The organism is Aciditerrimonas ferrireducens (genome assembly GCF_023130475.1).
Taxonomy (GTDB): Bacteria; Actinomycetota; Acidimicrobiia; order Acidimicrobiales; family UBA8190; genus Aciditerrimonas; species Aciditerrimonas ferrireducens.
Window position 1 is genome coordinate 1 of sequence record NZ_JAKHEX010000002.1, and the last position, 19,352, is coordinate 19,352.

The 19,352-nt window shown below is 73.7% G+C and carries 18 protein-coding genes; 8 read left to right on the forward strand and 10 right to left on the reverse strand.

The annotated features are described in order from the left end of the window. The 5 genes from Acit_RS02045 to Acit_RS02065 form a co-directional block, all read right to left on the reverse strand. Positions 1-1,016: amidohydrolase family protein (locus tag Acit_RS02045; protein WP_248105317.1), on the reverse strand; the 1,016-nt coding region annotated here is incomplete at its 3' end. Next, on the reverse strand, positions 1,016-2,068 hold the full coding sequence (gene add / locus Acit_RS02050; protein WP_248105318.1) for an adenosine deaminase: 1,053 nt from the start codon (positions 2,066-2,068) through the stop codon (positions 1,016-1,018). The genes add and Acit_RS02045, both read right to left, overlap by 1 nt. Next, a complete protein-coding gene (pucD, locus tag Acit_RS02055; protein ID WP_248105319.1) occupies positions 2,065-4,368 on the reverse strand; it encodes a xanthine dehydrogenase subunit D in 2,304 nt (767 codons plus the stop codon). The genes add and pucD overlap by 4 nt, the downstream gene beginning before the upstream one ends. Further along, positions 4,365-4,853 carry a (2Fe-2S)-binding protein gene (locus Acit_RS02060; RefSeq protein ID WP_248105320.1) on the reverse strand — a complete coding sequence of 163 codons (489 nt, stop codon included), beginning with the start codon at positions 4,851-4,853 and terminating at the stop codon, positions 4,365-4,367. The genes pucD and Acit_RS02060 overlap by 4 nt, the downstream gene beginning before the upstream one ends. Further along, positions 4,850-5,755, reverse strand: a complete 906-nt coding sequence (locus tag Acit_RS02065; protein ID WP_248105321.1) for an FAD binding domain-containing protein — start codon at positions 5,753-5,755, stop codon at positions 4,850-4,852. The genes Acit_RS02060 and Acit_RS02065 overlap by 4 nt, the downstream gene beginning before the upstream one ends. 136 nt (positions 5,756-5,891) lie before the next feature. Between Acit_RS02065 and Acit_RS02070 the strand changes: the two genes are divergently transcribed. From Acit_RS02070 to Acit_RS02090, 5 genes are all read left to right on the forward strand, one after another. Beyond that, the gene (locus Acit_RS02070; protein ID WP_248105322.1) at positions 5,892-6,242 is read left to right on the forward strand and encodes a thiamine-binding protein; all 351 of its coding nucleotides are present in this window, start codon (positions 5,892-5,894) and stop codon (positions 6,240-6,242) included. Positions 6,243-6,318: 76 nt separating this feature from the next. After that, positions 6,319-7,479, forward strand: coding sequence for a diaminopropionate ammonia-lyase (locus Acit_RS02075; protein ID WP_248105323.1), 1,161 nt, complete (start codon positions 6,319-6,321; stop codon positions 7,477-7,479). Then, a complete protein-coding gene (locus Acit_RS02080; RefSeq protein ID WP_248105324.1) occupies positions 7,476-8,768 on the forward strand; it encodes an 8-oxoguanine deaminase in 1,293 nt (430 codons plus the stop codon). Before Acit_RS02075 ends, Acit_RS02080 begins: the two co-directional genes overlap by 4 nt. A 59-nt stretch (positions 8,769-8,827) precedes the next feature. Next, on the forward strand, positions 8,828-10,267 hold the full coding sequence (hydA, locus tag Acit_RS02085) for a dihydropyrimidinase (protein WP_312709126.1): 1,440 nt from the start codon (positions 8,828-8,830) through the stop codon (positions 10,265-10,267). Further along, positions 10,267-11,304, forward strand: a complete 1,038-nt coding sequence (locus Acit_RS02090; protein WP_248105325.1) for a Rieske 2Fe-2S domain-containing protein — start codon at positions 10,267-10,269, stop codon at positions 11,302-11,304. Before hydA ends, Acit_RS02090 begins: the two co-directional genes overlap by 1 nt. Positions 11,305-11,321: 17 nt before the next feature. Here the strand turns inward: Acit_RS02090 and Acit_RS02095 are convergent, their stop codons facing one another. Together Acit_RS02095 and Acit_RS02100 are read right to left on the reverse strand one after the other, a co-directional pair. After that, entirely contained in the window at positions 11,322-12,533 is a 1,212-nt protein-coding gene (locus tag Acit_RS02095) for a 5'-methylthioadenosine/S-adenosylhomocysteine nucleosidase family protein (RefSeq protein ID WP_248105326.1), read from the reverse strand. Between the two features lie 93 nt (positions 12,534-12,626). Then, the gene (locus Acit_RS02100) at positions 12,627-14,126 is read right to left on the reverse strand and encodes a purine-cytosine permease family protein (RefSeq protein ID WP_248105327.1); all 1,500 of its coding nucleotides are present in this window, start codon (positions 14,124-14,126) and stop codon (positions 12,627-12,629) included. A 664-nt stretch (positions 14,127-14,790) separates the two neighbouring features. On the opposite strand from Acit_RS02100, the gene Acit_RS02105 reads away from it, so the two are divergent. The 3 genes from Acit_RS02105 to Acit_RS02115 all read left to right on the forward strand — a co-directional run bounded on the left by Acit_RS02105 (position 14,791) and on the right by Acit_RS02115 (position 17,092). Then, positions 14,791-15,513 carry a hypothetical protein gene (locus tag Acit_RS02105; protein ID WP_248105328.1) on the forward strand — a complete coding sequence of 241 codons (723 nt, stop codon included), beginning with the start codon at positions 14,791-14,793 and terminating at the stop codon, positions 15,511-15,513. A gap of 127 nt (positions 15,514-15,640) precedes the next feature. Next, a complete protein-coding gene (locus Acit_RS02110) occupies positions 15,641-16,348 on the forward strand; it encodes a sensor histidine kinase (protein ID WP_248105329.1) in 708 nt (235 codons plus the stop codon). Between the two features lie 15 nt (positions 16,349-16,363). Next, the gene (locus Acit_RS02115) at positions 16,364-17,092 is read left to right on the forward strand and encodes a LuxR C-terminal-related transcriptional regulator (protein WP_248105330.1); all 729 of its coding nucleotides are present in this window, start codon (positions 16,364-16,366) and stop codon (positions 17,090-17,092) included. Here Acit_RS02115 and Acit_RS02120 read toward each other — a convergent pair. The 3 genes from Acit_RS02120 to Acit_RS02130 all read right to left on the reverse strand — a co-directional run bounded on the left by Acit_RS02120 (position 17,042) and on the right by Acit_RS02130 (position 19,302). Further along, positions 17,042-18,091: a hypothetical protein gene (locus Acit_RS02120; protein WP_248105331.1), complete on the reverse strand. Its 1,050-nt coding sequence runs from the start codon at positions 18,089-18,091 to the stop codon at positions 17,042-17,044. The two genes, Acit_RS02115 and Acit_RS02120, sit on opposite strands and share 51 nt — an antisense overlap. Before the next feature lie 40 nt (positions 18,092-18,131). Continuing rightward, the gene (locus Acit_RS02125; RefSeq protein ID WP_312709134.1) at positions 18,132-18,731 is read right to left on the reverse strand and encodes a signal peptidase I; all 600 of its coding nucleotides are present in this window, start codon (positions 18,729-18,731) and stop codon (positions 18,132-18,134) included. A 109-nt stretch (positions 18,732-18,840) separates the two neighbouring features. Beyond that, entirely contained in the window at positions 18,841-19,302 is a 462-nt protein-coding gene (locus Acit_RS02130; RefSeq protein ID WP_248105333.1) for a hypothetical protein, read from the reverse strand. Positions 19,303-19,352: the final 50 nt, after the last annotated feature.

Here is a 19,352-nt window from a genome sequence, read left to right on the forward strand (position 1 = left end):
GCGGGCTCGACGGTCTGGAGGCGGTCGAAGACGCAGACGTCGGCCTGGTAGCCGGGCCCGAGGTGACCGAGGTGGGTGAAGCCGTGGTAGGCGGCCGGGTTGGCGGTGGCGAGGACGAAGGCGTCGGTATCAGGCACGCCGTGGCGAATGGCGAGGCGGACGCAGTCGTTCATGTGGCCGAGCTCCACCAAGGTGGTGGGCTCGCGGTCGTCGGTGCAGAGGGCCACGAGGTCGGTGCCGTGGCGGAGCACGGTGGGGATGAGAGCGGCCAGGTTCTGGCTGGCCGAGCCTTGGCGGACGAAGACCCACATGCCCTTGGCCCGGCGTTCCTCGGCCTCGGCGAGGGTGGTGCACTCGTGGTCGGACTCGACCCCGGCGGCCAGGTAGGCGTCGAGCTGGGGGCCGTGGAGGCCAGGGGCGTGGCCGTCGACCCGCCGGCGGCCGGCCCGGGCGATCTTGGCCCGGATGGTGGGGTCGCCGGCCACCACCCCGGGGAAGTCCATGACCTCGGCGAGGCCGATGGCCCCGAGGTCCTCGAGGAGCACCCCGACCTCCTCGGGGCCGAGGCTGGCGCCGGGGCTCTCGAAGGGGGAGGCCGGGACGCAGCTGGAGGCGCAGATGCCGAAGGTGAAGGGCAGGCGGCGGGCCGCCTCGGCCAGCGCTGCCACCCCGGGGACCCCGGCGACGTTGGCGATCTCGTGGGGGTCGGCGGCCACCGCCGTGGTGCCCCGGGGCAGGACGGTGGCCACGAACTGGTCCACCCAGAGCTTCGTGGACTCCAGGTGCATGTGGGCGTCGATGAGCCCGGGGGTGAGGGCCGCCCCGTCGACGTCGATGACCTCGGCGGCGTCCCGGGTGCCCCAGGCGCAGACCACGCCGTCGGCGATGGCCAGGTCGGTGGGCACCCACTGGCGGGTGGCGCAGGCCAGCACCCGGCCGCCTCGCAGGAGGAGGTCGGCTGGCTGCTCGCCTCGGGCGACGGCCAGGGCCCGCTCGGATGCCGGGGGTCGGGCCATCAGGCCCTGGCCTCGGCGTGGACCTGGTCCCAGGCTTCGAGGCGCCTGGCCAGGTGCTCTCGGGTGGCGGCGTCGCAGAAGGCGGCCCGGAGGCCGGCCCGCTGGGCCTCGGCCAGCCGGGGCAGCCCCCAGTGGGCGACGGCCGCGGCCCGGGCCAGCTCTTCGGGCAGGTCGATGCCGAAGGTCAGCGGGTCGTCGGTGCCGATGCTCAGGGGCACTCCGGCCCGGTCGAGGAGCGCCAGGGGGTGGTGTTCGAGGCTGCCGTAGAGCAGGTGGGCGTTGGAGGTGGGGCAGACCGAGAGGGTGATCGCCTCGGCGGCCAGGCGGGTCAGGAGGCCGGGGTCCTCGGCGGCCCGGACCCCGTGGTCGATGCGACGGACCCCGAGCTGCTCGAGGGCCGCCACCACCCCCTCGGGGCCCGAGGATTCCCCGGCGTGGGCGGTGACCCCGAGGCCGATGCGGCGGGCCTCGGCGAAGGCCTCGCCGAACACCGGGCGGTGGGCGCCGGGGGCCCGCTCGTCCCCGTCGACCCCGAGGCCCACCACCCGGGCAGGGCGCTCCCGGGCGAGCTCGGCGAGGACCTGGCGGACCTGGTCGTCGGGCTGGTCCCGGCGCAAGGAGACCACGAGGCGGCAATCAGCGGCGCCCTCGTCGGCCGCCCGGTCGAACCCGGCGCAGACCGCCGCCACGAGCCGGGGACGGGGCAGGCCGGTCCAGTGGGTCGGGTTGACCGTGACTTCGGCGTAGGCCACGCCGCTCGCCCCGAGGAAACGGGCGAAGCCGGCCGCCTGGTCGAGGGCCTGCTCCTCGGTCCGGACCAGGGAGCACCACCAGTCCAAGGCGGCCAGGAAGTCGGCCAGGTCCTCGGTGGCGAAGGCCCAGGCCACCCGCGCCTCGACCGCCGGTTCCCTCGCGGCCCGGGCCAGCTCGGCGACCCGCTTCGGCGAGAAACTGCCCTCGAGGTGGACGTGGAGCTCGACGGTCGGCAGGCCGAGGAGATCCTGGCGGGTCGGCGTCGGTGCGGGGTCAGGGTGGCCGCTGGTCGGGCTCACGGCCGGGGGTCTCCGGGGGTGGCGAGGGCGATGTCGGCGGGGCGGACCGGCACCCGGGTGAGGGGGAGGCCGGTGGCGGCCCGGATGGCGGCCACGACCGCCGGGGTGGAGGAGATCGTGGGGGGCTCGCCCACCCCTTTCGCCCCGAAGGGGGCCCCGGGCTCGGGTTCCTCGACGAGGGCGGCGACGGCCACGTCGGGCATGTCGAGGGCGGTGGGGATGAGGTAGTCGGTGAACGAGGGGTTCCGGACCCGACCCTGGTCGAGGACGATCTCCTCCATGACCGCCAGGCCCACGCCCTGGGCGATGCCGCCCTCGATCTGGCCGAGGACCTGGAGGGGGTTGAGGACCCGGCCGACGTCCTGGGCGGTGGCGATCTGGACCACCTTCACGAGGCCGAGGTCCAGGTCCACGTCGACCACGGCCCGGTGGGCGGCGAAGGCGAAGGCCACGTGGGCGTCCCCCTGGCCTCGCTCGTCGAGGGGCTCGGTCTGGCGGTGGTGGAAGGTGACGGTCTCCTCCAGGGGCCCCTCGGCGAGCAGCTCGGCGACCGAGAGCGCGTCGGCCCCCTCGAGGGCCTGGACCGCCCCTTCGGCGAGGACCAGGCGGCCCGGGTCGGTGCCGAGGCGGCGGGCAGCCCGCTCGAGGAGCCGGCCGGCCACCGCCCGGCAGGCCTCGGCCACCGCCCCGCCGGACATCCAGGTCTGGCGGCTGGCCGAGGTGGAGCCAGCCGAGCCGATGCGCGCGGTGCTGGGCGGGGCGAGGACCACCCGCTCGACACCGAGCTCCTCTTCGCAGATCTGGCGGGCCAGGGTCACGAACCCCTGGCCGACCTCGGCGGCCGCGCAGGTCACGGTGGCCAGGGGGCCGTCTTCGGCGAGCTCCAGGCGGACCCTGGCCTCCGAGGCGTCGTCGAAGCCCTCGGAGTACATGAGGTTCTTGTAGCCCACCGCGAAGCCCACTCCCCGGCGGACCCGGCTGCGGGTCGCCGTGCGGCCGGCTCCCCCGGGGAGGGCCACGTCGGGCAGGGCCTCGGGGCCCACCGCCGGGAGGGGCGCGCCAGCGGCCGCCTCGATGACTTGGGCGACCGGGGCGCTGCCCTCGATGCGCTGTCCGGTGATGAGGGTGTCGCCGTGGCGCAGGGCGTTGGCCAGGCGGAGCTGGACCGGGTCCATCCCGAGGGCCGCCGCGAGCTTGTCCATCTGGGCCTCGTAGGCGAAGCAGGCCTGGACGGCCCCGAAGCCCCGCATGGCCCCGCAGGGCGGGTTGTTCGTCCGGACCACCCAGCCGTCGACGGTGGCGTTCGGCACCCGGTAGGGGCCGGTGGCGAAGGCGGTGGCGTTCGAGATGACGGCGGTCGACGAGGAGGCGTAGGCCCCGCCGTCGAGCAGGACCCGAGCGTCGACCCGGACGAGGCGGCCCTGGCGGTCCGCCTGGTGGCGGAGCCAGATGCGGGCCGGGTGGCGGTGCACGTGGGAGAAGAACGAGTCCTCCCGGGACAGGACCATCTTCACCGGCCGGCCGGTGGCCAGGGCGAGGAGGCAGAGGTGGACCTGGATGCTGACGTCCTCCCGGGCGCCGAAGGCCCCGCCGACCCCGGCCAGGTGGAGCCGGACCTTCTCGAGGGGCAGGCCCAGGCAGCGGGCCACCTGGTCCCGGTCGACGTGGAGCCACTGGGTGGCGATGTAGAGGTCCACGCCGCCGTCCTCGGCCGGCACGGCCAGGCCGGACTCGGGTCCCATGAAGGCCTGGTCCTGCATGCCGACCTCGTAGGTCCCCTCGACCACCACCTCGCCACGGGCCTCGGGGTCGCCGTGCTCGATGCGCAGGTGCCGGAAGACGTTGCCGTCGGGGTGGATGGGCGGGGCCGAGATGGCGTCCTCGGGGTCGACGAGGGGGTCCAGGGGCTCGTAGTCGACCAGGACCGCTGCGGCGGCCCGGCGGGCGGTCTCGGGGTGGTCGGCGGCGACGGCGACCACCGGCTCGCCCATGTAGCGGACCACGTCGGCGGCCAGGACCGGCTGGTCGGGGATCTCGAGCCCGTAGGTCGGCGCCCCGGGCACGTCGGCAGCGGTCAGGACCGCCCGGACCCCGTCGATGGCCCAGGCCGGGCCGACGTCGAGACGGCGGATGCGGGCCGAGGGGTGGGGGGAGCGCAGGACGTGGCCCCAGAGCATCCCCTCGGCAAAGAGGTCGGAGGAGAACTGGAACTGGCCCCGGACCTTGGGCACCCCGTCGGGTCGGGGGGCCGAGACCCCCACGCCCCGGGTGGCCCGACGGGGACGCTCGAGGACGGTCACCGGGTCACCGCCTGCTCGGCGAAGGCCCGGGCGGCCCGCTGGACGGCGTCGAGGATGCGGCCGTAGCCGGTGCAGCGGCAGAGGTTCCCGGAGATGGCCTCCCGGATCTCCCACTCACTCGGCTGGGGCACCCGGCGGAGCAGGTCGTGGACGGCCACGACGAGGCCGGGGGTGCAAAACCCGCACTGGACCGCCCCGGCCTCGACGAAGGCCCGCTGGATGGGGTCGAGGTCCTCGGGACCCTCGCCCCCGAGCCCCTCGACGGTGGTGATCTCGGCCCCCACGGCGCTCGCCGCCAGGACCAGGCAGGCGCAGACCAGGCGACCGTCAAGGAGGACCGAGCAGGAGCCGCACTCGCCTTGCTCGCAGGCGTTCTTCGAGCCGGGCAGGCCGAGGCGCTCCCGGAGGACGTAGAGGAGGCTCTCGCCGAGCCAGCTGCTGTCGACCTCCCGGGGGGTGCCGTTCACGACGAGCTCGTACCTCACGCCGCCACCTCCCCGAGGGCCGCGCCGGGCGCCGGTCGGAGGAGCCGCTCGAGGGCCCGGGCGACGCAGACCCCGACGGCGTGGCGGCGGTAAGCGGCGCTGGAGCGGTGGTCGTCGATGGGCTGGGCGGCCTCGGCCACCAGGCGCCGGACCTCGGCCAGGGCGGCGTCGCCGTCGCGAAGCTCGAAGGCGGACGTGGCGGTGGGCCCGGTGCCCTGGGGCACGAGCTGCTCGGCCAGGTAGGCCTCGGCGGCCCGGGCCCGCAGGGGGGTGGGGCCGACCGAGCCGAGGGCGATGCGGACCTGGCCGGTCCCCGGGTCGAGGACGACGCAGACGCTGGCCACGGCGATGACCATGGCGTTGCGGGTCCCGACCTTCACGAACTCCTGGCGGCCGAAGGGGGCGGGGAACCGGACGGCGACGAGGAGCTCGTCGGGTCGGCGGGCGCAACGCTTGGGCCCGAGGAGGAACGCCTCGAGGGGAAGGGTCCGGGTCCCCTGGGCGCTGGCCAGCTCGACCTCGGCGTCGAGGGCGAGGAGCACCGGCAGGGTGTCGCCGGCGGGCGAGGCGGTCACGAGGTTGCCGCCGATCGTCCCGGCGTTGCGGATCTGGGGCGACCCGACGGTGCGGGCCGCCTGGGCGAGGGCTGGGGCCAGCTCGGCCAGGGGCGGTTCGAGGAGCTGGGTGTACGTGACCCCCGCCCCAAGCCGGAGCTGGCCGTCGCTCTGCTGCCACTGCCCGAGGGCGTCGATCCGGGACACCGCCAGGATCGCCTCGGGGCGTCGGCGAGCGAAGTTCACCTCGACCATGAAGTCGGTGCCCCCGGCGAGGACTTCGGGGGGCGGGTCGGCGGCGAGGGCCTGGAGGGCCTCGGGGACCGACCTGGCCACGGTGACCGTCATCCGCCCAAGCGTCGCACGGCTTTCAACCTTTTGTCAACGCGCGGAGGACAGGAGACGGGGTATCGGCAGCAACGGTGACGATGCGGAAACAGCCCGGAAACACGCAGGAAACAGGCCGTCGGAGTAGGCTGCTGCCATGGCGCTGGACGCGGTCGGCAACGCAGTCGGCAACGCGGTTGGCACGGCCGAGGGGCAGCCGTCGGAGGCCCAGGGGGAAGCGGCGGCCGCCCCGTGGCTGCGGGCCGAGGCGACGGTCGAGCCCTTCGTGCCCGGTCAGCGGGGACCCCACGTCGAGGCCCTGGCCGAGGCGGCCCGTTCGGCCGGGGTGCGGCTCGTGGTGGGGCCCTTCGGGGACCTCGTGGAGGGGCCGGCCGAGGCGGTGGCCCGGGCGCTCGCCGAGGCCGTCCGGGCGGCCTTCGCCGCCGGGGCGAGCCGGCTGACGGTGCAGGTGACCCGGGAGGAGCCACCGGAGCCGACCGATGCCTGACAGTTTGTTGAGGCTCGGGTAGCCTGCGGGCATCGACCGGATCCTGGTTCCCAACCCCCTCCAGCAGGACCCCGAGGTGCTGGCCGTGACCCTGGGCCCACCGGACGACGCGCCGCTGCGGTTCCATCGGCGGCTGCCGGGGTACGAGCCGACGCCGTTGCGGGACCTGCCGGCCCTGGCCGAGGAGCTGGGGGTGGGGCAGGTGCTGCTGAAGGACGAGTCGAGCCGGCTGGGCCTGCCGTCGTTCAAGGCCCTCGGGGCCTCCTGGGCCCTCTACCGGACCCTCGAGGCCCACCTGGGCCGGAGCCTGGAGCCCTGGGCGAACCTCGGGGAGCTGGCCGAGCGGCTGGCGCCGGCGCTGCCCCTGCGGGTGGTGGCGGCCACCGACGGGAACCACGGCCGGGCGGTGGCGGCCATGGCCCGGCAGCTGGGCCTGGGCTGTCGGATCTTCGTCCCGCGGGGCACCGCGGCCGCCCGGATCGCGGCCATCGAGGGCGAGGGGGCGAGCTGCGAGGTGGTCGAGGGGGACTACGACGCCGCCGTGGCTCGTTCGGCGGCCGAGGCGGCCGAGGACCGAAGCGGCCGGACCCTGGTGGTCTCGGACACCTCCTGGCCGGGCTACGAGGACGTGCCGCGCTGGGTCAGCGAGGGTTACAGCACCATGCTGGCCGAGGTCGACGAAGCCCTGGCTGCCCGGGGCGAGGGGCCGGTGGACCTGGTGGTGGTGCCCATGGGGGTCGGGGCCCTGGCCGCCGGGGTGGTGCGGCACTACCGGCGCCCCGGCCTGGCTGACCCGCCGGCCATCTTGGGGGTCGAGCCGGTCGGGGCTGACTGCGTGGGCCAGTCCCTGCGGGCCAAGGAGCGGCGGACCCTTCGGGACTACCGGCCATCAATCATGGCCGGGTTGAACTGTGAGACCCCGTCGCTGGTGGCCTGGCCGTTGGTGGCCGGGGGGCTGAGCGGGGCGGTGGCGGTGACCGACGAGGAGGCAGCTGCGGCCATGGTGGCCCTGGCCGCCCAGGGCGTGGTGGCCGGGGAGACGGGGGCGGCGGCCCTGGCCGGACTGCGGGTGGTGCTGGACGGCCCCGGGGCGGCCGAGCGCCGGCGCCTGTTGCGGGCCGGGCCGGGGCAGCGGGTCCTGCTGCTCTGCACCGAGGGGGCCACGGACCCCGAGGCCTACCGGCGGCTGGTGGGCCGGGACCCCGAGGCGGTGGCGGCGGGGGGCGCGGCGTCGTGAGCCGGCTGGTGCTGCGGGGGGCCCGGGCCCCGGGGGACGTGGCGGTGCGGGACGGACGGATCGAGGCGGTGGGCCGAGTGCCCCCGGAGCCCGGGGACGAGGTGCTGGACTGCGAGGGCTGCCTGGTGACCCCGGGGCTGGTGAACACCCACCACCACCTCTACCAGTGGCTGACCCGGGGCCGGGCGGTGGACCAGGGGCTCTTCGGCTGGCTGGTGACCCTCTACCCGGTCTGGGCCCGCCTCGACCCCGAGGACGTGGCGGCGGCCGCCCGGGTGGGCCTGGCGGAGCTGGCCGTCTCGGGGGCGAGCACGGTGGCCGACCACCACTACGTGGTGCCCGGCGGGGACGACTCGGTGTTCGACGCCCTGGCCGACGCGGCCCGGGCGGTGGGGGTCCGGCTGCACCTCTCCCGGGGATCCATGGACCTGGGCCAGTCCCACGGCGGCCTGCCCCCGGACCAGGTGGTGGAGGACACCGAGGCCATCCTGGCCTCGACCGAGGCGGTGGCCGGGCGCCTGCAGGACGGGGAGCGGGTCTTCGTGAACGTGGCCCCCTGCAGCCCGTTCTCGGTGTCGACCACCCTGCTCGAGGAGTCGGCCGCCTTGGCTCGGCGCCTGGGCCTGCGGCTGCACACCCACCTGGCGGAGACGAAGGACGAGGAGCGGGAGTGCCTGGCCCGCTTCGGGCGGCGGCCGGTGGCGGTGCTCGACGAGCTGGGCTGGGTGGGGCCCGACGTCTGGGTGGCCCACGGGGTGCACCTGGATGCCGGCGAGGTGGCCCGGCTGGGGGCGGCCCGGACGGGGGTGGCCCACTGCCCGACCTCGAACGGCCGGTTGGGTTCGGGGATCTGCCCGGTGGTGCCCCTCCGGCGAGCAGGGGCGCCGGTGGGCCTGGGGGTGGACGGGGCAGCCTCGAACGAGTGCGGCCGGCTACAGCCCGAGCTGCGCCAGGCCCTCGTCCTGGCCCGCTTGGCCGCCGGCGACGCCGGGGCGCTGCAGCCCGCGGAGGTGCTGGCCATGGCGACGGCGGAAGGGGCGGCCTGCCTGGGCCTGGAGGACGTGGGCCGACTCGAGCCCGGGGCCCGGGCCGACCTGGCGGTCTGGGACCTGGGCGACGCCTGGGACGTGGCCGACCCGGTGGCCGCCTTCGTGCTGGGACCCGAGCGGCCCTGCCGGACCCTGCTGGTGGGCGGCGAGGTGGTGGTGGAGGGCGGGGAACCCACCCGCGTGGACCTCGGGGCTGCCCGGGCGGAGCTCGCTCGGCGGGCCCGGCGGCTGTGGCCATGAGCACCGGCACTGGGAGCACCGGCACTGGGGGTCCTGGCGTGGGCGTGTCGGGAGGACCGGTGACGCTGGTGGTGGAAGGCGGCCAGGTGGTGACCCCCGAGGGGGTGGTGGCGGCCGACGTGGTGGTGGCCGGGGAGCAGGTGGCCGGGCTGGTCGCCCCCGGGCAGGCCGGCGTGCTGGCCGGACCGGGGGCGACTCGGCTGGACGCCCGGGGGATGCTGGTGCTACCCGGCGGCGTGGACGTGCACACCCACCTGGACATGCCCCTGGGCGAGCTGCGGAGCGCGGACGACTTCGCCAGTGGCACCGAGGCCGCGCTGGTGGGGGGGACGACGACGGTGGTGGACTTCTGCGTGCAGCCCCGGGGGCAGAGCCCGCTGGCCGGCCTCGCCGAGTGGCGGGAGCTGGCCGAGGGCCGGGCGGTGTGCGACTACGGCTTCCACGCGATCCTCTCGGACCCGAGCGAGGCGGCCCTGGCCGACCTGCCGGCGCTGGTGGCCGAGGGGGTGAGCAGCGTGAAGGTCTTCACCGCCTACCCGGGGCGGCTCTACGCCGACGACGGGCGGATCCTGCGGACCATGCAGGAGGCGGCAGCCTTGGGCATGGTCTGCATGGTGCACGCCGAGAACGGGCTGGCCATCGACGTGCTGGTGGCCCAGGCCCTGGCCCGGGGCGAGCTGGGGCCCGCGGCCCACGGGACGACCCGGCCCTCGGTGCTGGAAGGCGAGGCCACCCAGCGGGCGATCTGCCTCGCCGAGGTGGCCCGCTGCCCGCTCTACGTCGTGCACCTGTCGGCGGCTGAGGCGCTGGCCGCGGTGCGCCGGGCCCGGCGACGGGGCCAGCCGGTGTTCGCCGAGACCTGCCCGCAGTACCTGTTCCTGGACGAGGGGTTGCTGGGGGGGCCCGGCGGGGAGCGGTTCGTCTGCTCGCCGCCGCTGCGCTCCACGCGGCACCAGGAGGCCCTGTGGCGGGGACTGGCCCGAGGGGACCTCCAGACGGTGGCCACCGACCACTGCCCGTTCTGCCTGGCCGAACGGGCCCCGTGGGTCGGGGTGGACTTCTCGAAGATCCCGAACGGCCTGCCGGGCATCGAGCACCGGCTGGACCTTTTGCACCAAGGGGTGGTGGAAGGCCGGCTGACCTTGGAGCGGATGGTGGAGCTGGCGGCGAGCACGCCGGCCCGGCTCTTCGGGCTCTGGCCGAAGAAGGGCTCGCTGCTGCCCGGGGCCGACGCCGACCTGGTGGTCTACGACCCGAGGTCCCGCCAGGAGCTGTCGGCCAGTCGGCACCACATGGCGGTGGACTACTCGGCTTACGAGGGCATGGTGGTGACCGGCGTCGTGCGCAGCGTGGTGCAGCGGGGGGAGGTGGTGGTGCGCGACGGGCGGTTCGTGGGCCGGCCCGGCCGGGGACGGTACCTCCCGCGGCCCGCGGGGGTGCTGGGCTGGCCGACGGGGACCCTGGCCGATGAGGGCGTGGAGGCCGACAAGGAGGCCTGATGGTCGAGGGACCCGTCGACTGGCTGGCGAACGACGATCGCCGGCTGCGGCGAGCCTGGCACCCGGTGGCGAGGGTGGCGGAGCTCGGGGAGCGGCCACTTCGGCGCTGGCTGCTGGGGGAGCCCTGGGTGCTGGTCCGGCTGGGCGGCGGGGTCCGGGCGTTCCTGGACCGCTGCCCCCACCGGCGGGTGCCCTTGTCGCTCGGGGCGGTGGAGGACGGCCGGGTGCTGCGCTGCGCCTACCACGGCTGGTGCTTCGACGGCGAGGGCCGCTGCGTGGAGATCCCGGCTCTCGGGCCTGGCGCCGCCCTGCCACCCCAGGCCCGGCTGGTGCCGGCGGCGGCGGTGGCCGTCCACCTGGGTCTGGTCTGGGTGGCCCCGGAGGCACCCCGGGGATCGCTGCCGGTCGTGCCGGAGGCCGAGGACCCCGGGTTCGAGCGGGGGGACCTGCCGGTGCGGGAAGCCCGGTGCTCGGCGGGGATGCTGCTCGACAACTTCCTGGACTTCGCCCACTTCCCCTTCGTCCACCGGGGCACCTTCGGAGCCGAGGAGGAGCGGGAGGTCGAGCCCTACGCACCGCAGGTCGAGGGGAACGTGGTGCGGTTGCGCCTCGAGCACTGGTTCGCCAACCGGGAGGACCCGGCGGTGGCTCGAGGGGAGCGGCCCCTGCGGCAGCGACGGGTCATGTCCTACGAGTACACGCCGCCGTTCTTCGCCCGGCTGCGGCTGGACTTCGTGGACGCCGGGGGCACGAACACTATCGTGCTGGCCGTCCAACCCGAGACCGCCGAGCGCTGCCGGATCTACTCGTCGCTGTTCCGGGACGACCTCGGTGGGGACGAGGCCGCCATGGCCGAGGCGGTGGCCTACGAGCAGCGGATCCTGGAGGAGGACCTGGCGGTCCAAGAGGCCCTGGACGACCTGCGCTTGTCCTTGACGCTGCCGGTCGAGGTCCACACGCGGGCCGACCGGATCACCGTCGAGCTGCGCCGGGCCCTGTCCCGTTTCCTGGGCGACGGCGGCGCCGGGCCCGGCTGAGCACGAGGCGGCCGGGCTCAGGACCCGCCGGTGGTGGCGGTGCCGGCGCTGAACTGGTACTCGCTGGCGAACGGCCAGGGTTCGGTGACGGTCGCCCCGCTCTGGTTGGTGAAGGTGACCGCGGTCGGCAGGTTGCTCGGGCTGATCTGGACCTTGCTGGCGACGATGTAGCCGGCCCGAGCGGCGTTGCTCTGTGGCCAGAGGAGGGAGAAGGGGGTGGGGGTGCGGGGGAGGTGGTGGGGCAGGTGCTCGATGACCGCCACCCCGACGGCCGCGGCCCGATCGGCGGCCAGGACCCCCTGGTAGGCGTTCGGGTACCAGGGGCTGTCGGAGATGCCCCGGACGACCAACCAGGGCACGCCGAGCTGGGCGTTCGCGTAGGCGAAGCCCATGCCCTCGTTCTCCCCGGCGTCGCTCTGGTAGAGGGCGTTCTGGATCTCCTGGTCGGCGAGCGGCTCGGTCCACTGGTTGGCGCTCCCGATGACCCCGACGAGCAGGTGGTTCGTGAGGGTGCCGGTCGCGCTGGTGTTCCCGGTGGCATCGGCAACGGAGATGGTGCCGAGTGCCGGGGCGTGGGCCAGGGCGTCGTCCACCAGGGCCTCGGGGGCGGCGAGGTCCTCGACGTAGACGTACCGCTTCGTGGTGGTCGAGGGACCAGCGCCGTAGGTGGCGGCGTCCTTCGGGGTGGGCCCGACGGCCCCGTACCCGCCGACGATGGCGCCCTCGGTGTCGCTGCGCTGGGTGACCTCCATCTCGACGCCGGTGTAGGGCGAGAGGTAGCCGCGGTCGTGGAAGTGGATGGAGGACTTGTCGACCACCGCTCCGCTGACCACGACGTCCCCGACGTTGACCGCCGGGTTCCGCGAGCCGGCGGTGCCCGTGAGGATGGCGGCCCGGACGTGGAAGGTGAGGTCCATGAGGGTGGTGGCGAGCTCCGCGGCGTACTCCTTCTCCCCCGAGCGGACGTCGACCACCGGCACCCCGTCGATGGTGCCGAGGAAGAACCGGTAGCCGTCGACGATCCGACTGCCAGTGACGTGCATGGCGGCCAGGATCGGGGCCTGCTCCATGCCCATGGCGTTCACGATGCCGACCAGGGGGGTGCCGGGGCCGAGCCGGGCGGCCGCGGCGCTGGCCGAGGGGCTGGCGCCGCAGGCGGCGAGGCCGGCGCCAGCACCCAGGAGACCGAGGCCGGCGAGGAGGGACGGGACAAGACGAGTACGGGACACGAGGTCTCCCTTCGGGGTGGGGCGGTCGGCGTGGGTGGGACGAGGTACGGCTCGCGAGGCCTGCCTTCCCGGGACCCCCAGGAGCCGAGACGCTCAGGAGGCGGCCTGGCCCGCGCCGACTCCGGGCAGGCTGCCGCCCAGGGGCAGGGTGGCCTCGGCCGGAACGGAACGGAAGGAGAGGAGCCAGTAGGCGATGCCGCCGACGAGCATGCCGATGACCCAGCTGAAGTCGGCCCCGTTCGTGGCGTTGGAGAGCGGCCCGGTGTAGGAGGGAACGTAGAAGGCGGCGTCGATCCACATCATGGCCGCGGCCATGCCGAGGAACAGGGAGACGATGGCCTTCCAGTTCACGCCGCCGTTGCGCCAGTAGGTGCCGCCCCGCTCGGCGAAGAGCGCCTGGCGGTCGTAGCGGCCCCGGCGGAGCAGGTAGTCCACGAAGACGATGGCGAACCAGGGCGCGAGCCAGACGACGATGTAGTCGAGGAATCCGGAGAGGTCGGTGTAGAAGTTGCCCTTGAAGATGACGAGGGCGGTGACCGCACCGGCCACGATGGTGTCGATGATGACCGCACCCCAGCGCTTCACGGGGACCCCGAGGGCCTGGAGGGTGACCCCCGAGGAGTAGAGGTCCAGGCTGTTGATGGCGAAGATCTGGGGCAAGGCCAGGATGAGGAACGGCCAGAAGAACCAGCTGGCGAAGGACGCCGGCAGGCCGGTCACCGCGGTGGCCTTGGGGCTCACGATGTAGGCGGCGGCGCCGAGGAGCTCGAGGAGGATCGAGGGGATCGCCGCCCCGAGGGTGGCGGCCCAGAGGGTCTTGGCCTTGGAGGTCTGGCGGGGCAGGTAGCGGGAGTAGTCGTTGCCGTTCTCCGTCCAGCCCAACCCGCCGGCCGAGACCAGCAGGACCACGGCGGTCGTCCAGATCTCCCACGTGGCGCTCTTGTGGTACGTGCCGAGGTGGACGTGGGGGATGACCAGGGCGGCCATGATGGCGAAGACGACGATGAAGACGAAGGAGAGGTAGCGGAGAAGCTTCGTGATGGTGGCGTGGCCGAGGAACGGGGCGATGAACTGGACGGCCACGGCGAAGAGGATGAGCCCGATCTTGATCCCGGTCCCGGCCGAGACCCCTTCGTGGGAGAGCATGGCCTCGACGACCAGGACCACGAGGACCAGTCCCTCGACCTCGAAGCCCACCTGGGTGATCCAGTTGAAGAGCGAGGGCACGCGGTTCCCGTTGATGCCGAAGGGGGCCCTGCTGACCCCGAAGGCGGTGGTGCCGGCCTCGGGGCCCTGGATGGAGGCCATGCCGAGCAGGACGTAGAAGACGTTGCCGACCAGGATGGCGATGACCGCCTGGGTGAAGGAGAGGCCGAAGGAGACGATGAGGGCCCCGTAGACGAGGAACTCGACGTTCCAGATGGCCCCGGCCCAGAGCCAGAAGAGGTCCGAGGGCCGCATGGGCCGCTGGTCGTCGGGGATGAGCTCGATCCCCCGGCTCTCGACCTTGAAGGCCTGGTAGGCGTCCTCCGAGGGGGCGCTGCCGCCGCCCACCGTCGTCCCCACCGCCGCCGAGGCAGCGTCACTGGCCATGGATCGTCCCCTCCTTCGTCGGTCCTCCGGGTCCACTCGGGCGCCAGCCGCCCCCAGTCGGCGCACCGTAGTCGGTCGTGGTGATGCGGGGGCGGGCTCCGGGGACGGCCCCTGGCCTTCGAGGCCGGTGACGCAGCGCCCCGGGAGAGCGAAGGAGCGGGGAGGACGCCGACGACGACCACCGGGCCCAAGCCGGCTCGGCGGCGCTCGACTCACCAGAACGGTCCTGGTGCACCGTTCCCCCTCCCCCTGGCCCCTGGCCACCGACTGGCAGGGGCGAGCACCGGCCGGCTGTGGGCAGCTGACCGGCGACCCTCCTGCGCCGCACCGTACGCCCTGTGCAACAAACTGTCAAGGATTGCACCCCCTCACCCTCGCAGGGCCGTGTTTCGAACGGGTGAACGGGGGATGAACGGCCGATGTCGGACCCTCGGACATCCTCCGGGACGGACGATGGGCATTTGTGGACGCGTTGGTACGCTTGTCTCGTTGGGTGCGACCGTGCGTCGCGCTCACGGAGGGGGGTGCCATGGCATGGAAGCGCTTGCCTCCGGGGCCACCCCGTTGCTCATCGTCGGATCGTGGCCAGCGAACGGGGTCGACAAGGTCATTCGTGGGGGCCCAGGGAACGGGCGCGGCCACCCTGGCGGCGCAGAGGTCGCGGGTGCGGCCGTCCGAGGACGCGGCGAGCGTGGTAATGCCCCTCGGAGTCGGGTTCGTGCTCGCAGCCCTCACCTGGGCGCTGGTGGGCGCCGCGGGCCTCACCGGGCTGGCCCAGGGCCGCATCGTCGTTCGAGTCTCCGAGGTCCTGAGCCTCTTGACGGTGACAGCCGCCACCTTGGGGGCTTTCCTGGCCCTCCTGGTCCATCGGGTTGTGGGACAAGGATCGGGCTTCCTGGTGCTGGCCGTGGGTTTGGTGGTCGGCGCGGGCCTGGAGGGGGAGCTGCTTCTCCGCCAGCTGTCCCCGGGGGCCTCGGGACCGCTCGGGCAGTGGGCCCGGCCAGAGGCGGCCATGCCGGCCTCGGGGGTCGTGCTGGCGGTCTGCCTGTCGGTCTGGGTGGCCGATACCGTGGCCTCCCAAGCCTTCGGTGAACGGGGCGTTGGGGACTGGGGAGCCCGCCAACGCTGGCCCACCGTGGTGCTCTCGGCTGCCGGGGTGGCGACGGTGGCCCTCGTCTTGGGGGTGTGGCCGTGGCTGGATCGGGTTCGGCTCGCCGAGGCCCTCGGACTGGTCTCCCTGTGCGTGTTGGTTTTCGCCCTCGGGTCGTTCTGGCTCCGCCGACGGGTGTTCGTCCCCCCCATGGGTGCTTGCGGCCGTGGCCATCCTTCTCCAGAACGGCTTCGTTCCGCTTCTGGATTCGGCTGGAAGCCCGTCGTGGCTGGGTGACCTCGCCGGGAGCTCGTTCCGCTGGGAGGCGACCGTCGGGGTCGGCGTAGGCCTCTTTTCCACCCTGCGGGGCGCGTGGCGAGAGGAGCAGCGCAGGCACCAGCGGGAGAGTCGGCGGCTTCGGGCCATGGTGGCCAGAGCGGACGCTCTGCGGGCCGAGCAGCGGCACATGGCCCATGGCATGAAGGCCACCATGCTGGTCCTGCGGAGCAGCATCGCCCAGATCGAGGCGTGGGGTGCTCGCAACGGCGACCCGTCGCTGTCCGATGCAATCCGGTTCCTGCGGCATGGGTGCGACTCCCTGGCGGCCCTGGTGCGAGCCGAGCGACAGGGTGTGCACCGAATCGACATCCGGGCCGTGCTCGACCTGGAGTTCCTCGGCGCTCGCACGTTGGGGCTGCGTGCGGTGGAGGTCCGAGGCCCGGCGTCTCCGGTGATGGCGGAAGCGGACCCGTTCGTGCTCAGCCAGGCCCTCCGGGAGGTCCTGTGCAACGTGGTGGAGCACGCCCCTGCGGCTCGGCTGGTCGTGGACCTCCTCGAGGAGGGCGAGACCGTGCGCATCCGACTCGACGACAACGGCCCCGGGTTCCCGTCGCCGGGTGAACCGGATCCCCTGATGCGGAGGTCCGGCTCCCCAGGCACCGTCGCCGAGCCTGGACAGGGTCTCAGTCTGGTGCAGACCCTTCTCGAATCCCAGGGCGGGCACCTGGTGCTCGGACGGGGTGAGCTCGGTGGCGCTCGGGTGGAGCTCCGCCTGCAACGGGCGGCCCACGCGCCCCGCCCCGGGTACCGGACCGGCGACGACCACCGGGGGCCGACCACGGTATCGGCCTGAGCAGCGGGAGGGGACGTGGAGGGCCGGGTCCTACTGGTCGACAACCACCGCCTGCTGGGCCAGAGCCTGGCGGCGCTGCTGCGTGAGAAGGGCTGCGAGGTCGAGGTGATCGACGGCGTTGTGCGGGACTTCGGCGAGATACCGGCAATGGTGGCCCTAGCGGTTGCCGCCGGACGGCCTTCGGTGCCTGCCCTGGTGGGCCTGGTGGACCTCAACCTCGCAGCAGAGCTCGATGGTGTGGAGGTGATCCGGCTCCTTGCCCGTCACGGCCTGCCGGCAGCCGTCCTGAGCGGGGTGGTCGACCGGCTCCGACTCGGCGGCGCCATCGCCGCGGGCGCACGGGCTGTGCTCGGCAAGGACGCTCCCTTGGAGGACGTCCTCGCGGTGGTGGATGATCTGCTGGCGGGTCGGGAACCACCGGGTCGACGGCAGCGGGAGGAACTGCGCGAGCACTACCTCCGGGACCAGCGGACCCGGGAACCGCTGCTGCGGAAGCTGGCGCGACTCACGAGCGCCGAGCAGGAGGTGCTTTGGCTCCTGGCCCACGGGTTGGACGTGCACGGCATCGCCCTGGAGCGGGTCGTCTCGGAGACGACGGTTCGCAGCCAGGTGCGGAGCATCCTGCTCAAGCTGGAGGTCCACTCGCAGCAGGAGGCCGTGACGTTGGTCCACCGATCCCGGTGGCGCCCATCCCTAGGTTCGCTGTTCCCGCTTGGATCGGTCGGTTTGGAGCAAGGGCGCTGAGGGTGGGGGTGGCGGGTCGGGACAGCTCCAGCGGTAGCAGGTCTGGTCGAGGAGGACCCAGTAGACGCTGCGGTGCTCGTCGAGGTCACTGGCGACGAGGGGGAGCTCGAGCCGCTTGGCCAAGGCGGCGAGGTCCCGGCGGTCGGAGACGGGGACGACCACGGCCCCCGTGGGGAGGACAGCTGAGGCACTGCGAACCAGCAGACGTCCGAAGAGCAGTTCGGGAACGGCCCGAGGTTCGGCGAGCGCGAGGCGACGGGTTGCCCGGAGGAGCGCCGCGAGGGCGAGGACGAGGAGGGCCGCGAAACCGGCGGCGGCGAAGCGGACGACGAGGACCGGGAGGTCGAGGAGGGTGCTCGGGGTGGCGCGAAGACCCGGGAGGAAGCCGTTGGCCGTGGCCTGGAGCCGTGTCGAGGGGGGCTGATCGGAGGCGGCCGCTCCGGTCGCGGTCGAGCCGTCGGCGCTGCTCGTGCTGGCTGGGACGAGCGAACCGTTGGTGGCGCTGAAGGGCACGCTGAGTGCCAGGGTCCGGTCGAGGGGACGCCCGGCGAGGGTGCCGTGAAGGGAAATGTTAGTTACCACTGCCAAGGTGGCGTTCTGCGGGCCGAAGGCGTCGTCGAGGCTGGTGAGGATGGTCTGGTAGGAGGTGAGGGGGAGCGCGACGTCGAGGACGGTGGCGGCCGAGTCCCAGGGCTGAACGGGGGTGCTCGCGAGCGTCCTGGTCAGGCCCTGGTCCTCCAGGACCAGGGCTGCGCCGAGGCTGCTGTGGAGCTGTGGCCGGGGAGCGGCGAGGGCCACGCGGACGGCGAAACCCACGGAGCGGAGCTGGCCGAGCAGCAGAGGCTGCCCGGCGCGAACGGTGACCGTGCCATAGACCGAACCCGGGATGGGAGTTCCGGCGTAGTCGACCTGGACGGTCAGCCGGTAGTCGAGGGGTGCCGGGCGCAGCCGGGTCACCGGTCGGCTCGCGGCGACCCCGAGGAGGACGAGGGTGGCCACGAGGAGAAGAGCAAGAGTGACCGCTCGAGCCGCCAGTCGCTCAAGGCGCTGCTTGGCCTGCTCGATGCTGTCCCGAGAGGTCCAGACCCGTGGGGGGCGAGCCGGTCGCCTCGTGCCCGTCGGGGATCGGAAGGCCATCGGGCCTCCTTTCGGTCGGGAAGGGGTGTCGTGGTCGTCGGCGACGGCGCCGTCGGGGGACAGCGGCGGTCGCGGCCCCCAGGCCGAGGAGCGGCCCGCCGACGGCTGGGTGCTGCATGGTCCGCAGGACCGTGCCGAGCCGGCCCAGGTCGAGCCAGAGTCGCCCCACGACTTCGCGGGAGGTGGGCTGAGCGGGGTCGACGAAGGCGTTATTGACCCCCTTGGTCGAGAAATGGCCCCGATGCACGGCGATGATCTGGTGGACGATCGGAGCGCGCAGCTGGGGGGTCCGGTAGCCGACGATCTGCCCGACGCGGTAGACCGGAGCCTGGCGGAGGATCAGGAGGTCACCGCTCCACAGAATGGGTTCCATGCTGGGTCCGTCGACGACGACGTAGGTGTCCCGACCTCCCAAGCTCCGAGGTGCGAGATACCACCACGCCGCGAGCACTCCAACCGCCATCAGCAGCGCTGCGATGACTCGGAGGCCGACGAAGCGCATGGCCCTCCTGGCACTGGTCGATCGTTGGGGGACCCGAGAGCGGCGGGTGGTTGGCCGACCCGCAAGGGTCGGCCAACCACCGTTCGCTTGGGGTCGATGGTCGGTGCGACTACTGGTTGACCTCGATCTCGAGGTTGTTGATCCAGCCGACGCCGGAACCCGGCTGGGGTTGCATGTTCACCGGGATGCCCGGGTTGAAGCTGCAGGTGAAGTTCGTGCTGTTCGATGTCCCACCTGGGGACACGGTGCAGACCGTCCAGGGTTGACGAGGCGCCGGGGGCGGTGGGTCGAGACGCACGAAGGCCTGGCTGGCAGCCAGCTCCCCAGCCGAGGTCGTGGTGGCAGTGAAGCTCACTGACGCCACCGAGAGCGGGGGCGGCACGCTGCTGTTGTTCGGGGGCGGCGGCGGGTCCACGGTGTAGTGGATGTTCGAGATGGCGTAGCCGTCAACCACGCCGTTGGAAACCCCTTCGCCCGACGCCGGTTGGGTGTTGACGGCCAAGAAGGCCGAGCCCCCGGTGGCCAGGAGACCCCCGACCACCAGCGGGGCCAGCACTCGTCGGGGTAGCATCATGGTAGTTCCTCCTTCTCTCGGTGGAACAGGCGGTGGTCCTGGCTCCG